General features: G+C 67.6%; 10 protein-coding genes. 5 read left to right on the plus strand and 5 right to left on the minus strand.

Translation table 11 applies throughout. The annotated features are described in order from the left end of the window. Positions 1-3: 3 nt before the first annotated feature. Positions 4-642: a bifunctional 4-hydroxy-2-oxoglutarate aldolase/2-dehydro-3-deoxy-phosphogluconate aldolase gene (eda, locus tag CLM74_RS00155; protein ID WP_099844519.1), complete on the minus strand. Its 639-nt coding sequence runs from the start codon at positions 640-642 to the stop codon at positions 4-6. Further along, on the minus strand, positions 629-1,648 hold the full coding sequence (locus CLM74_RS00160) for a sugar kinase (protein ID WP_080150218.1): 1,020 nt from the start codon (positions 1,646-1,648) through the stop codon (positions 629-631). The genes eda and CLM74_RS00160 overlap by 14 nt, the downstream gene beginning before the upstream one ends. 285 nt (positions 1,649-1,933) lie before the next feature. Here CLM74_RS00160 and CLM74_RS00165 point away from each other — a divergent pair, with 285 nt between their 5' ends. Beyond that, positions 1,934-4,696 carry a TonB-dependent receptor gene (locus CLM74_RS00165; RefSeq protein ID WP_105163189.1) on the plus strand — a complete coding sequence of 921 codons (2,763 nt, stop codon included), beginning with the start codon at positions 1,934-1,936 and terminating at the stop codon, positions 4,694-4,696. Between the two features lie 136 nt (positions 4,697-4,832). Further along, on the plus strand, positions 4,833-8,636 hold the full coding sequence (locus CLM74_RS00170) for a LamG-like jellyroll fold domain-containing protein (protein ID WP_105163190.1): 3,804 nt from the start codon (positions 4,833-4,835) through the stop codon (positions 8,634-8,636). Positions 8,637-8,802: 166 nt separating this feature from the next. Here CLM74_RS00170 and CLM74_RS00175 read toward each other — a convergent pair whose 3' ends face one another. Genes CLM74_RS00175 through CLM74_RS00185 form a run of 3 tightly spaced genes read right to left on the minus strand, consistent with a single transcriptional unit; the run spans position 8,803 to position 12,044 of the window. Then, positions 8,803-9,390 carry a cysteine dioxygenase family protein gene (locus CLM74_RS00175; RefSeq protein ID WP_105163191.1) on the minus strand — a complete coding sequence of 196 codons (588 nt, stop codon included), beginning with the start codon at positions 9,388-9,390 and terminating at the stop codon, positions 8,803-8,805. A gap of 51 nt (positions 9,391-9,441) precedes the next feature. Then, a complete protein-coding gene (locus CLM74_RS00180; protein WP_105163192.1) occupies positions 9,442-11,064 on the minus strand; it encodes a carboxylesterase family protein in 1,623 nt (540 codons plus the stop codon). Beyond that, the gene (locus tag CLM74_RS00185) at positions 11,061-12,044 is read right to left on the minus strand and encodes an alpha/beta hydrolase (protein ID WP_105163193.1); all 984 of its coding nucleotides are present in this window, start codon (positions 12,042-12,044) and stop codon (positions 11,061-11,063) included. The genes CLM74_RS00180 and CLM74_RS00185 overlap by 4 nt, the downstream gene beginning before the upstream one ends. A 175-nt stretch (positions 12,045-12,219) precedes the next feature. Here CLM74_RS00185 and CLM74_RS00190 point away from each other — a divergent pair, with 175 nt between their 5' ends. The 3 genes from CLM74_RS00190 to CLM74_RS00200 are packed head-to-tail and all read left to right on the plus strand — an operon-like array spanning position 12,220 to position 14,617. Next, positions 12,220-13,029, plus strand: a complete 810-nt coding sequence (locus tag CLM74_RS00190) for a 2-keto-4-pentenoate hydratase (protein WP_199776090.1) — start codon at positions 12,220-12,222, stop codon at positions 13,027-13,029. Positions 13,030-13,068: 39 nt separating this feature from the next. Then, positions 13,069-14,073 (plus strand): TRAP transporter substrate-binding protein, encoded by a 1,005-nt coding sequence (locus CLM74_RS00195; RefSeq protein ID WP_025875493.1) that lies wholly within the window; start codon positions 13,069-13,071, stop codon positions 14,071-14,073. A gap of 10 nt (positions 14,074-14,083) precedes the next feature. After that, positions 14,084-14,617, plus strand: coding sequence for a TRAP transporter small permease (locus tag CLM74_RS00200; RefSeq protein WP_105163195.1), 534 nt, complete (start codon positions 14,084-14,086; stop codon positions 14,615-14,617). Positions 14,618-14,620: the final 3 nt, after the last annotated feature.

Raw genomic sequence — 14,620 nt, forward strand, 5'->3', positions numbered from 1 at the left:
GGATCAGCCCGCCAACACCGCGGCCTCGCGTGCCAGGCGCTCGACGCTGTCCCAGTCGCGGGTCTGCATCAGCGCGGCGGTGGTCAGCCACGAACCGCCCACGCACAGCACGTTGGGCAGATGCAGGAACTGGCTGGCGGTCTGCGCACTGATGCCGCCGGTCGGGCAGAAGCGCACATCGCCGAACGGGCCGTGCCACGCCGACAGCATCGCCGCACCACCGGCCTGCACCGCCGGGAAGAACTTGAAGGTGTCCAGGCCGTGTTCCAGGCCGACGATCAGCTCCGAACCGGTGGCCACGCCAGGCAGGTAGGGCAGATCGGCATCGCGCGCGGCGGCATACAGCCGTGGGGTCGCCCCGGGCGACACCGCAAAGCGGCCGCCGGCCTGTTTCACCGCCTGCATCTGCGCGGCATCGAGCACGGTGCCGGCACCAATCACCGCATCCGGCACGGCCTCGACCATCGCCTTGATGGCTTCCAGCGCGCGCGGCGTGCGCAGGGTCACCTCGATCACCGGCAGGCCGCCACGGAACAGCGCCTGCGCGACCTGTACCGCATCGTCGATGTCATCGGGGGTGAACACCGGAATCACCGGTGCCAGTTTCAGTACCGCACGAACGCGTGGATCAGCGCCGGACATCGAATCGCTCCTCGCCCACCAGGGCCAACACATCAGCTTCGCTGACGGGATTGAAATCGCCGGGAATGGAATGCTTCAGGCCCCCGGCGGCCAGGCCGAAGCGCACGGTGGCGTCGGCATCGAAGGCCGACAGGATGCCATGCAGGATGCCTGCCGCGAAGGCATCACCGCCGCCGATGCGGTCGACGATGCCCTGCAGCTGGCGTACCGGGGCCTGTGCGCGGGTGCCATCGCGGCCCAGCAGCAGCGCGCCCAGCGCATGGTGGTCCACGCTCAGCGTCTGCCGCTGGGTGCAGGCCATCCACTGCAGCTGCGGGAACGCTTCGAACGCGGCCGCTGCCGCCGCTTCCACACGCGCGACCACGTCGGCCTGTTCGAAACGCTGGCCGAGGATGACTTCGATATCGCGGTAGTCGGCGAAGACGATGTCGGCCTGCGCGAACAGTTCGTGCAGGATCGCCCGCGCATCGCCACCCCAGCGTTGCCACAGCTTCGGCCGGAAGTTGCCATCGAAGGACACGCGCACGCCCAGTGCACGCGCAGCGCGCGCTGCGGCCAGGGTGGCCTGCGCCACGTCCGCGCCCAGCGCCGGGCTGACCCCGGACAGGTGCAGCCACTGCGCGCCCTGCAGCAGTGCGGGCCAGTCGTAGTCGGCGGCGGTGCTGTTGGCGAATGCCGAATCGGCACGGTCGTAGACCACTTCGCTGGCCCGTTGCACCGCGCCGGTGGTCAGGAAATACAGACCCATGCGGCCTTCGGCATCTTCGCGCACGCCGCGCGTATCCACCCCATGCCGGCGCAGTTCGGCCAGCGCATGCGCGCCGAGCGCGTTGCCGGCGACGGTGCTGACCATGGCCACGTCATGTCCAAAGCGGGACAGCGAGACAGCCACGTTCGCCTCGGCGCCGCCGACATGCACCTGCAGCTGCGGCGACTGCAGCAGCAGTTCGCGACCGGGCGCACCCAGGCGCAGCAGCAGTTCCCCGAAACACACGATACGACCCATTTCTGCTCCTTCACGCGTGCCGCCCGCATGTGACACTGGGCGGCGTGGTAGTGGACCACGCGTGGGGCGTGGAATTGGCTAGCGGTGTCATTTCAATCCCGCCCATCCTTGCCCTTAGCCTACCAAACTGTTGGAAGCATTGTCCTGCAAGCGTCTTGGAGACATTTCAGATCTGTTGCGGTGCAAGATGCCGGATCGGGAACGTGCTGTTAACGTCCGGCCTGACCAGCGGTGTCATCCCGCTGAAACAGCCGCGATACCAGACCTTTGGGAGAGGGGAAAGGCATGCATTCTCGGAACCATGAAAAAAAGACACCGGTTACCTTGCTCGCGTTGGCCGTCGCACTGGCCCTGGCAGGCAACGCCGGCGCGCAGCAGCAGAGCGCCAACCCGAACGCCACCGACCTGGATACGGTCACCGTCACCGGCTACCGCGCCAGCGTGGAGAAGGCGCTGGACATCAAGCGCGGCGAAGCCGGCGTGGTCGATGCCATCGTTGCCGAGGACATCGGCAAGTTCCCGGACCTGAACCTGGCCGAGTCGCTGCAGCGCATCCCGGGCGTGGTCATCACCCGCGAGGCCGGCGAAGGCCGCAACATCTCGGTGCGTGGCCTCGGCCCGGAATTCACCCGCGTGCGCATCAATGGCATGGAAGCGCTGACCACGGTCGGCGCCGGTGACCAGAGCGGCGGCACCAACCGCGGCCGTGGCTTCGACTTCAACGTGTTCGCCTCGGACCTGTTCTCGCAGCTGCTGGTGCGCAAGACCGCCTCGGCCGACGTCGAGGAAGGCTCGCTGGGCGCCACCGTCGATCTGCGCACCGCGCGTCCGTTCGACTACGACGGGTTCACCTTCGCCGCCAGTGGCCAGGCCAGCTACAACGCGATGGCCGAGAAGGCCGATCCGCGCATTGCCGCGCTGGTCTCCAACACCTTCGCCGATGGCACCTTCGGCGCGCTGCTGTCGGTGGCCTATTCCGAGCGCCAGGCGCTGGAGGAAGGCTCCAACACCGGTCGCTGGGCCAACGGCCCGAGCAACGGCAACTTCGCCGCGTCCTCGCCGTTCGCCGCCGCGCGTGGCGCCGATGTGTTCCATCCGCGCTTCCCGCGCTACGTGCAGATGGAGCATGAGCAGAAGCGTCTGGGCGTGACCGGTTCGTTGCAGTGGAAGCCGAACGACGCCACCGAGATCTCGCTGGATGCGCTGTACTCGAAGATCGACGCAACGCGTGACGAGCACTACATCGAGGCGATTTCCTTCAGCCGCGGCGCCAATGCGAGCGCACGCCTGTCGGGCAAGCCGACCACCATCGTCAAGAACGGCGAGATCCGCGACAACGCACTGCTCTACGGCGAATTCGACAACGTCGACATCCGCACCGAGAACCGCCACGACGAGTGGAGCACCGAGTTCAAGCAGATCGCGCTGAACGGCCAGCACCGCTTCGGTGATGACTTCACCCTGTCCGGCAAGATCGGCATCTCGCGCTCCAAGCACGAGAACCCGGTGCAGACCACCGTCATCATGGACAAGTACGACGTCGACGGTTACAGCTACGACTACCGTGGCAACAGCCGTGCGCCGATCCTCAACTACGGCATCGACCCGACCAATCCCAACGGCTGGGAACTGGCCGAGATCCGCCTGCGTCCGCAGTACGTGGACAACGACTTCGACACCGGCCAGATCGACTTCAACTGGAACATCAGCCCGGGCTTCCGCCTGAAGGGCGGCGTGCTGGCCAAGGACTACACGTTCAAGACCGTCGAACTGCGCCGCGCCAGCGAACTGGCCGTGCCCAACTTCGCCGGCGGCAACAAGATCGTGCCGGTGAACCTGACCGAGCAGGCCGGACTGAAGGGCATCAACGGCAGTCCGTCGAACTGGGTCGTGCCCGACCTGGATGCGATCGCCGAACAGCTCGACATCTACAGCAACAGCGGCACCTTCGCCGTCGCCCCGCGCGCCAACAACGTGCGCAGCGTCGAAGAGAAGGACCGTGGCGCCTACCTGATGGGCGAGTTCTCCACCGAACTGGGCTCGCTGCCGTTGTCGGGCAATTTCGGTGTGCGCTACGTGCGCACCAAGCAGTCGGCCACCGGGCAGTCGACGCTGGCCAACGGCACCGTCGAAACCACGGTCAGCCGTACCTACGATGACACCCTGCCCTCGTTCAACCTGGTGGCCGAAGTCACCCCGGACTTCCTGATCCGGCTGGGTGCGGCCAAGGTGATGAGCCGTCCGGGGCTGGGCAGCCTGACCCCGGGCGCGACGGTGGCCGTGGCCGGTGGTGCACGCACCATCTCCAGCGGCAACCCGGTGCTGGATCCGATCCGCGCAACCAATGTCGACCTTGGTTTCGAGTGGTACTTCGCCGAGGGCGCAATGGCCGGCATCGGCCTGTTCTACAAGGACATCGAGAGCTTCGTACAGACCACCCGCGAAGTGCGTCCGTACAGTGACAGCGGCCTGCCGGCTTCGCTGCTGGTCGGCACCGGCGCCTCGGCCACCGATGACTTCACCTACAGCAAGCCGGTCAACACCCCGGGCGGCGAACTGCACGGCGTGGAGGCCAACTACACCCAGCCCTTCACCTTCCTGCCGGGCAAGTGGGCCAACCTGGGCATGCAGTTGAACTACACCTGGGTGGAATCGAAGATCCAGTACATCAACGCGGCCGGGCAGCCGGTGATGAAGACCGACCTGACCGGCCTGTCGAAGTCGTCGTGGAACGCTACGCTGTTCTATGAAGGCGAGAAGTTCGCCGGGCGCATCTCGGCCACCAACCGCGATGACTACCTGACCCAGGCACCGGGCCAGGAAACCGGCTTCAACCTCGATGGCTACCACGGAATGACCGGTACCACGGTGTTCGATGCATCCATCCGCTACAAGATCAGCGACCAGCTGGAACTGAGCCTGGAAGGCATCAACCTGACCAACGAAGCGTCCGACGAGTGGGTGTACTCGCCGCTGACCGGGCGCCTGCCGCTGCAGTACACCGAGACCGGCCGCCAGTACCTGCTGGGGCTGCGCTACAAGTTCTGAGCAACGCCGACGGCGTGCCACCCGGCACGCCGTCGTTCGCCACGACCGCTGCTGCGCCGCAAGGTGCCGTCGCGGCGTGGCCTTGCTACGGTCCGGCGGCCCTCGCCGGCCGTCGCCCGTTGAAAGGAAACGCCTGATGCCGCACCGCTCGACCCTGTCCCGCTGCCTGTTGCTGGCGGTGGCCCTGGCTGCCGGCCCCGCGATGGCCGCCGCCGATGCGCCCACGCTGCTGTTCCATGTCGATGCCGGCAAAGGCCTTGAGGCCGTGGTGGCGCAGGGTGAGGCGGTGCCGAACTTCCGCGACAAGGTCGACATCGTCGACGACGGAGCGCGCGGCAAGGCCATCCAGTGGCAGGACGACGGCGTGCTGGCCTGGGATGCACCCGGCAACATCCTCGCCCAGCGGGGCACCCTCGCCTTCGACTGGCGCGCGCGCTACGCGGTGGGCGAAGCACCGTTCGTGATCTTCCGCGTCGGCTATGCCGACCACAGCAGCTGGGACATGGCCTGGCTGCGCATCGACTGGAACGGGCATGGTTTCGATGCGTTCGTCACCGATGCCAACCTCGCCCGCACGCGCGTGTCGTTCCGCATGGACACGCCGCCACGTGCGGACCAGTGGCTGCACCTGGCCTTCGCCTGGGACGAAGACCAGGGTGTACGCCTGTTCGTCGATGGCCGCGAGGTGGCGCGTGTGCAGGCCAGCGGCGATTACGATGCCGCGCTGGACCAGCTCGGCCTGGCCGGGCGGGTGATGGCGCCCTACCAGGTGCAGAGCCGCTACAACTTCCTGCGTGGCAGCGATTTCCAGCACATCCGCGTGTATGACCGCATGCTCGATGCTGCGGCCGTCAGTGCGCTCGCGCGCGGCAAGGCCGCCGAAAGCGCCGTTGCCAGCGCTGCCGATGACCGTGCATGGCTCCATCGCTTCGGCTGGGAAGGCGCGCCGCCACCGCCATTGACCGCAGCCAGCACGCGCATCCGCAAGATCGAATTCGACGATGCCCGCGACCTCAAGGCGTGGATGTGGAAGGCCACCGACGGCATCGCCGAGACCACCTGGCCCGGTGTCTACAACCGCTCGCGCCTGCCCGGCCGCAACGACTACTTCCAGTTGCCGGACTGGAACACGTATGTGGAAAGCGGCCAGCACCTGGACCTGAGCGTGCCGGCCGGCGAGACCGTCAACCGGGTGGAGATCCGCGGCGCGGCCTTCGGCACGCTGGCCCATGGCCGCGATGCCGCGCACGCCACCCAGGTGCTGGCCACGCGTCCGCAGGGTGTGGTGCGCAGCGTGGACGACATCCCGGCACAGACCGGTGGCGTGCTGCGCTTCAGCAACGTTGAACAGGAAACGCCGATCCAGGAGATCTGGGCGTATGGCGTGAGCGAAGGTGCCGAGCCCGATGGCACGGTCAAGCAGACCTATGTCATCGACAGCCAGGCACTGCCGGACTACACCAACCTGGACACACTGCGCCGCTACATCGAAGGCCGCTACCCGGCGGCCGAACGCAGCACGGTGATGGCGCTGCCCAAGGGGGCGGGCTCGCGCCGGCGCCCGGCCGATTCGTTGCCAACGCAGCCCAAGCCCATCGTGCACGTGCTGATTCCTTCCGGCGTGGGCGATGCGCCGGCCAACCAGCCGTTGATCCGCAGCTGGGCCTACAGCTGGGAGAACATGCATGACGGCCTGGATGGCGTGGCCATCGATATTCCCGCGCTCGACCTGCCGGCCACGCACGATGGCCTGATCCCGCTGAACCTCCGCATCAAGGATCCGATCTGGCCGGCGCGCGACATGATCGATGTATCGGTCTCGGTGCAGCCGGGGCAGAAGCGCACGCTGTGGCTGGACCTGCGCGACCGCATCCTCACCGCCGACAGCCTGTGGTTGAGCATCGCCTCGGCTGCGCCCGGCTTCGACGCCAAGGCACTGGACGGTGCGCAGGTGCGGCTGGTGTTCAAGCCACGCGCCGATGCGCTCAAGGAGCATGTGGCCGACCGCTTCAACCAGGTGCGCGACAACTGGGGTTTCCTCGTGGAGGAACACACCACCTCCAAGCGCCAGCGCCTGTACGCGCGCGTCTACGCAGACCTGAGCGATCTGCTGCGCGTCGACCCGGACCACGAACTGGGCCGGTTGTACTGGAACTACATCAGCTACAACAGCCAGGGGCGACCGCCGTACACCGCGCCGGAGGTGCCCAAGGGCGTACCGGCGTGGGCCTTCCACCAGGTGCAGGACCTGGCGCAGGTGCGGCAGTTCGTCGACTGGTGGATCGATCAGCGGCAGGTGGCCTACGGCGATTTCGGTGGTGGCATCTCCGATGATTCCGACCTGACCCAGCAGTGGCCCGGCCTTGCCCTGATGGGCGTGCAGCCGGACCGTCTGAATGCCTCGCTGACCGCATTGTCCGACGCGGTGTACCGCAACGGCATGTTCAGCAATGGCCTGAGCACCATCGAGACCGACGAGCTGCATGCCTACGAGGAAGGCATCAACACCAACAGCGCGATGCTGTACCTCAACTGGGGCGATCCGCTGACCCTGGAACGGCTGATGGAAACGGTGAAGGCGTTCGACGAGCGCATCATCCTGCGCAACACGCAGGGCCATGTGCTGTTCTCCAGCAACTGGTTCGGTGGCAACAAGGTCTACCGCGAACCCAACTGGCAGTGGCAGAAGCCGTACTCGTTCCCGGTGCTGCACCCGGCATTCCTGCTGGGCCAGTACAACGCCGACCCGACCGGGCGCCGGCTGGTGATCGGCCTGGCCGATGGCTATCTGGCCCACGCCGGCACCGACGACAAGGGCCGCTTCACCCTGCCCAACGAGATCAACTGGGCCACGGGTGCGACCCGCGGCGGCGAACTCAACAACGGTTCCGGCAGCGGTGACACGATGCACACCTTCTGGGCGGCATGGCGCTGGACCGGTGATGCGAAGTACCTGCAGGCACTGGACTATCGCGTGCAGCGCGGCGGCCCCGGCGCGCTGGCCAACCTTGGCGAGAACTATGTAGAGGCACTTGGCCGGCAGCAGGACTGGTACCCGCTGCTGACCGCCGAGGCCGATGCCGGAAAGACCGGTTTCGCCAGCCTGATGGCATGGCAGGCCAGCGGCGAGCGGAAGTACATCGACGCGCTGCATGCCGAGGGCCTGCAGGCCAAGGCACAACGCGCGTACATGAACACCGAGGGCCATTGGTGGTCCGACCGGGTGGAAGCACCGAGCGAGTTCCTGCAGCGTGCGCGGCTGGGCGGCATCGCCCTGAAGCGCAACCAGAGCTGGCCCGGGCACACCGTCAGCTGGCGCTTCGATCGTGAGGGCGCCGCGGAACAGGTGGCACTGCTGGTGCATGCGCCCTCGCGTGAGCGCTTCACGATCACCAGCCACAACCTCGGCGCGCGCGTGATCGCCGCCGACATGACCGGCTGGAACGTGGGCAGCGGTTCCTGGCGCGTGCGCAGTGGCATGGACGCCGATGGCGATGGCCGCATTGACGGTAGGCCACGCGAGCGCACGGTGCAGCTGGAGACGAGTGCGTCGGTACCGATGCAGTTCCAGCCGGGTCGCACCGAGCTCTTCGAATTCGAGCGTGTGTCTGCGGGCACGCCGGTGGAAATGCGTCCGGACCTGGGCGTGGGCCGTGGCGATGTGCGGGTGGACGGGCGCCAGGTACACGTGACCGTGCACGGCCTTGGGCATGTGGCCAGCGGTGTGGGCGTGGCGATACTGGAAGATGCGCGGGGCCGCGAGATCGCACGCACCGAAGTGCCAGCGATCGCAGCACCGACCGACCTGCTGCCGAAGACGGCGGTGGTGTCGTTGCCGTTGCCGGCAGGGGAACGCGGCGGCCTGCGCGTGCGTGTTGCGCTGGCCGATGGCGGAGAGGAAGTCACGCGGCTCAACAATGTGGTGGATGTGCCGCGATGAATTCCGCGTTCCGCCGGGCATGGCCCGGCGCTACCGATGAATCGGTGGGCCACAAGCCCTGATAGATAGCGCCGGGCCACGCCCGGCGGAACGCAATCAGGACGCCTCGGTTGAATCGGTGGGCCACAAGCCCTGGTAGCGCCGGGCCATGCCCGGCGGAACGCAATCAGGACGCCTCGGTCTCCATCACCTTCACCCGGCGCTGGTACCAGCCGTCATCCAGCGGATCGAACACCGCGCTGCGCTCCATCACGCCCTGGTAGACGTGCACGGACACTGCCACGTCCTCGTCGCTGGCGTTGCGCAGTGTGTGGTACTCGTGCGGCGGAATCAGGCTGCCGGCGCTGCCACGGTGCCCGTACAGCGTGTCCTGCGCAGCGAAGCGGTGACGCTCGCCACGCTGTTCCAGCAGCGCGTACGGGGTCACGATCAGCTCGCCCTGCCACACGCCCTCCACGCACCACATCGCATCGTGGTCGTGCAGTGGCGTGCCCTGCCCCGGGCCCCAGCACATCGCGATCACGCTGTAGCCCAGCGTGGCGCTTCGGTACAGTTCACGGCGCGCGTAATGGCCGTCCACGGGGCGACGTACGCAGGGCGGCAGCTCGATCAGCGGATCGACGATGGCTTCCCGCAGCACCCGCTGCAGCGCACCGGTGATCGCCTGCGGATCGACCAGGCAGACGGCGGCATCAATCCCTTCAATCAAGCGCTCGCGGCCGGTGAACGGCGGTGGCGTGAACATCGCTTCCATGAACCGACTCTAGCCGAGGCGGGTTAACAGAATGTTTGCACCGCGGTGTCATCACTGCGTGCCGCGCTGCACGAACGGCACTTTTGCATAGAGCGCACGCTCGCCGGCACGTGGATCGTCAACCACGTGGCTGTGCCGATCGAACACCATCGTCTGCCGTTGTGGCACGCCGTAGGGAGCCCATTGCGACATTCCCGCGTGATTGGGATCGCCGGTACGCGCAAAGGCGATCAGCGCATCGCTCATCGTCGCTGCGAGTGCTCGGGCGTCTTCACCACCGCCGGTACGCGCGCCCGGCAGGCCGGCGTTGTCGAACACCAGCGGAATATCCAGCGTATGGAAGGCACGCAAGCGTCCGTCTTCCACCGGGGATGGCCAATCGAGCTGGTAGGCCCAGGTGGGTGCGGCCCCGGTTGTCTGCCGAGCGCGTGCTTCCAGTTCCTCCACCGCACCACGCCACGAGCGGCCGGCGGTGGTGGCCGCGAAGAACACCTCTGAGGGCGTGTAGTGCGGATACAGGCGTCGATATTCTGCGATCACTACCGAGGGCAGCAGATCGACGAACTGCTGCTTCTCCAGCTGCGCCGGCAGATTCTCCCAGGTCAGCGTGAAGTTGGCCGGGTCGTTGCCAAGGAACGCGCGCGTCTCATCGCGGGTGTTGCCGATCACCATCGGAATCGACGCGGACTGCGCCGGTGCCTGTGGCCAGAACGGGTGCACCGGCAGCACCACCTCATCCAGTACCGGGCCGAAGTACAGCGCGCTGCTTTCCACCCGCGAGGGATCGCGGGCGCGGGTGGCGGCCAGCAGCTCGGTCGCCGGCAGTCGCAGCAGCGCCTGCAGGTCGCGCGCGTCCACGGCTTCCATCGCAATCGAAGCCCGTTGCGCCGCCGCACGTGGACCGGCGGCGGTCACCTGCTGCCCGCTCATCGTCCACGCGCGCTGGAACAGGCCTTTCGCTGCGGGCATCGCCATCAGCGTGGCGATCTTGGCGCCGCCACCGGATTGCCCGAACACGGTGATGTTGCCGGCGTCGCCGCCGAACACCGCTGCATGCTCGCGCACCCACTGCAGCGCCTGCACCAGGTCGAGCTGGCCGACGTTGCCGGAGGCCGCATAGCGCGGATCGCCGAGCGCGCCCAGGTACAGGTAGCCGAAGGTGTTCAGGCGATGATTGACGGTGACCACCACCACGTCGCCGCGTCTGCACAATGCGCTGCCGTCGTACAGCGGATCGCTGCCAGAGCCGTTGTTGAAGCCACCGCCATGGATGTAGACCAGGATCGGCCGCTTGCCGCCGTCGCCCAGTGCCGGCGTCCAGACGTTGAGGAACAGGCAATCTTCGCTGCCCGGCCCGTCCGCTCCGCTCTGTGGCGCAGATGCGGCGTATTCCAGGGCGTCGGCGATACCACGCCAGCCCGTCTCGCGCCGTGGCGGCTGGAAACGGTAGGCGGAGGTGTCAGCGCCATAACGCAGACCACGGAACACGTGCACGCCGTGCTCGCGCTGGCCACGCACGCGGCCGGCACGCAGGCGTGCCACCACCTGTGTGTCATCACGTGGCCCAGGCACCGCGGCGGCAGGAAGTGCTGCGAGGGTGGCCGTGGCCAGCGCCCAGCGTGCACTGTCGCGCAGGAAACGGCGGCGCTGCAGGTTGGCATCCCCCTGGTTCAATGTGCCGCCTCCGTCGCCTGCAGCCAGCGTTGTGCCAGCAGCGGCCACACGGCCAGCGTTGAATCAGGCGGCATGCGCATGCCGAAGCCATGGCCGCCATGGGCGAACAGGTGCAGCTCGTGTTCGACACCCGCCTTGGCCAGTGCCTGCGCCATCACCTCGCTGTTGTGCACGTTGACCACCCGATCGTCGTTGGCATGGATCAGCAGCGTCGGCGGCATGTCCGCGCGTACGTGCTGCTGCATCGAATACTGCGCGGCCAACGCCGCATCGGGCTGCTCGCCCAGCAGGCGTCCGCGTGAGCCGCTGTGCGCATGCGCGCCCATGTCGATCACCGGATACACCAGCACCGCGCGTGCGGGACGCGCGCTGAGGCGATCGATGGCATCGCGTGGCGGGTAGACCGGCGCATCGAAACCGGTGGCCAGCCGTGCGGCGACATGGCCGCCGGCGGAGAAGCCCATCACCGACACGCTGTCGGCATCCAGCCTGCGCCGTGCGGCCTGGTCGCGCACCACGCGCAGTGCGCGCTGCGCGTCGGCCAGTGCCGCCTGGCGGTCGCGGCCGGCCTGCGGCAGGCGGTAGCGCAGCACGAACAGGGTGTAGCCGGCACGGTCCACCCACTCCGGCACCAGCGCGCTGTCCTCCTTGTCGATCACCACGCGCTGGTAGCCGCCACCGGGAATCACCAGCAGCGCGCGGCCGTTGGCACGGGCCGGCGTGTGCACCAGCAGGTAGGGCGCATCGACCTGGTCGATGAAGCGATCGGGGTGGGCTGGATCATCGCTGCGCTCGACCACACGCGCCGGCCGCGCCGTGCCCGTTTCACCGGGGACCTGCCCCGCCGGCCACAGCGGCAGCTGCTCGCCGGCAAGCTCCCGGCCCAGGTGTTCGCCTGCGCGCAACGGCACATCGGCCGCGGACGCGGGGATGGTCAGCAGCAGGCCTGACAGCAACAACAGCACACGGGAAAAACACATGGTGGAAAGGGCTCCAACGGGGAGACAACAGAGTGGCCGAGGTCACCGGAAAGCGCTCGTGATGCGCTGCGGCTTGCACGATGACACCGGTTTACCATATACACCTCCTGCAGACGCTGTCGATGGGCAGTGCAACAACGCCAGAGGGAGACCGTTCTTGAGCAACGAACACGGCATACATGGGCAGACGCCGGCGCCGGACGATGCGGCCGCGATCGCCCACGCTTTCACCACCGCGCGCCGCAGCGGCCAGGCCCTGCCAGGCTTCCCGGGCCTTGTCCCGCCTGACCTGGTGGCTGCCTACCAGGTGCAGGATCTGGCCATTGCCAGCTGGGATGACCAGGTGGTGGGCTGGAAGGTCGGCTACATCGCCGCCGAGCGCCGCGATGCGTCCGGGGACGACCGCCTGCTGGGCCCGGTTTTCTCGCGTCAGCTACAAAATGCTACCGGTGGAACAGTGGACATTCCGGTGTTCGTCGGCGGCTTCGGCGCGGTCGAGGCGGAGTACGTGCTGGAGCTGTTGGAGGACGCTCCCGCCGCACAGCTGCACTGGACGCCCGAGCAGGCTGAAGCGCTGCCGGCGCGCCTGTACATCGGCGTGGAAGTGGCCAGCAGCCCGCTGGCGACGATCAACGAACTCGGCCCGCGCGTGGTGGTGTCCGACTTCGGCAACAACAACGGCCTGGTGCTGGGGCCGGAGATCGCCGATTGGACCGCCCGCGACGAAACCGACCTGCGCGCCGAAACCCTGATCGAGGGCGAGGTGGTCGGCACGGGTGGTGCCACCCGGCTGCCCGGCGGCCTGCGCGCGGCGTATGCGTTCGCGTTGTCCCGTTCGGCGCTGCGCGGCCGGCCGTTGCGACGGGGCGACCTGATCGCCACCGGCAACGCCACCGGTATCCATGACATCACCGTGGGGCAGACGGCGCTGGTGCGGTTTGCCGGCTTCGGCGAAATTGCCTGCAGGGCCGTGCGGGCCGGGTAACCGCCGCACGATCCGGTGAACACGCGCGGGAGGGCGCAGATGATCACACGACGACATTTCCTGGCCGGCGGCGCTGCTGCGCTGGCCACCCCGATGCTCGCGGCCTGTGGCCGCGGGCCCGCCGATGCCATCGACGGCGGCCAGCTGCTGACGGCCACCGACGTGCACGTGGCCGACTATCCCACCGTGACCGCGGTGAAGTGGATCGGCGAAACCCTGCAGCGCGAAAGCAACGGTCGCCTGCGCCTGCGGCAATACCATTCCGGCCAGCTCGGTCGCGAATCGGAAGCGATCGACATGGCCCGTTTCGGTGCCATCGACATCACCCGCGTGTATGCCGGTGCATTGAACAACGCCTTCCCGCTCACCCAGGCGCTGTGCCTGCCGTACGTGTTCGAGTCGGTGGCGCACCAGCGCGCCGCACTGGATGGCGGCATTGCCGATGCGGTCCTGCGTGGTTTCGAGAGCCGCGACCTGGTCGGCCTGGCCATCTATGATTCCGGCGCACGCTGCTTCTACAACACCAAGCATCCGATCGTGCAGCCCGGTGATCTGCACGGGCTGAAACTGCGTGTGGCGTCCTCGGACATCTTCATCCAGCTGATGCGCCTGCTCGGCGCCAACCCGACGCCGATGTCGCTGGGCGATACGTTCTCCGGCATGGAGACGCACATGATCGACGGCGCCGAGAACAACATGCGCAGCTTCCACTCCAGCCGCCACTTCGAGGCCGCGCACTACTGGTCGCAGAGCGATCACTCGTATGCGCCGGACGTGCTGTTGATGTCGCGCGCCAGTTTCGAGCGCCTGCAGCCGGCCGACCGCCAGCTGCTGCTGGAGACCGCGCGCGCCTCGGTGAAGGTGATGCGCGAGCAATGGGATGCGTCCGAAGATGCCGCGCGCCGCGCGGTGCTGGCCTCGGGCGTGAAAGCCAACGAGGTGGACCTGCCCGCCTTCCGTGCCGCCGCCCAGCCGCTGCTGCAGCAGTACCTGCAGCAACCCGAGCTGGCTGCGCTGGTCGCCCGCATCCGTGCCGCCGCCTGAGGACACTGCCATGACCGAGACGACGATTTCCACCGGACCAGGCCCCGGCCAACGCCTGCTGGACCGCATCGCCGACATCGCCATCCATGTTGCCGTGGCCGCGCTGCTGGGGCTGGTGGTGGTGCAGGGCTGGCAGGTATTCGCCCGCTACGTGATCAACGATTCGCCCAGCTGGACCGAGCCGGTGACCCTGCTGCTGCTGGCCACCGCCATGAGCCTGGGCGCGGCCTGCGGCGTGCACACCAATCGCCACTTCGGCTTCTTCCTGCTGCACGCCTACATGGGCCCCGGGCTGCGCCGGGTGGTGGATGTGTTCACCCAGCTGGTGGTGGCCGTGCTGGGCGGCTTCATCGCGTTCTGGTCGGCCGACCTGCTGCTCGATGGAATGGACATCAAGACCGCAGGCGCCAACCTGCCGCAGAGCATCAACTACCTGCCGCTGGCCGTGGGCGGTGCGCTGATGCTGTTGTTCGCGCTGAACCGTGCATGGAAAGCGCTGCATGCCGCGGCAGCCGACGCCGACGACGCTGAAGGAGATCGTTGATCC

It is taken from the genome of Stenotrophomonas sp. MYb57 (assembly GCF_002966815.1).
Lineage (GTDB): Bacteria > Pseudomonadota > Gammaproteobacteria > Xanthomonadales > Xanthomonadaceae > Stenotrophomonas > Stenotrophomonas indicatrix.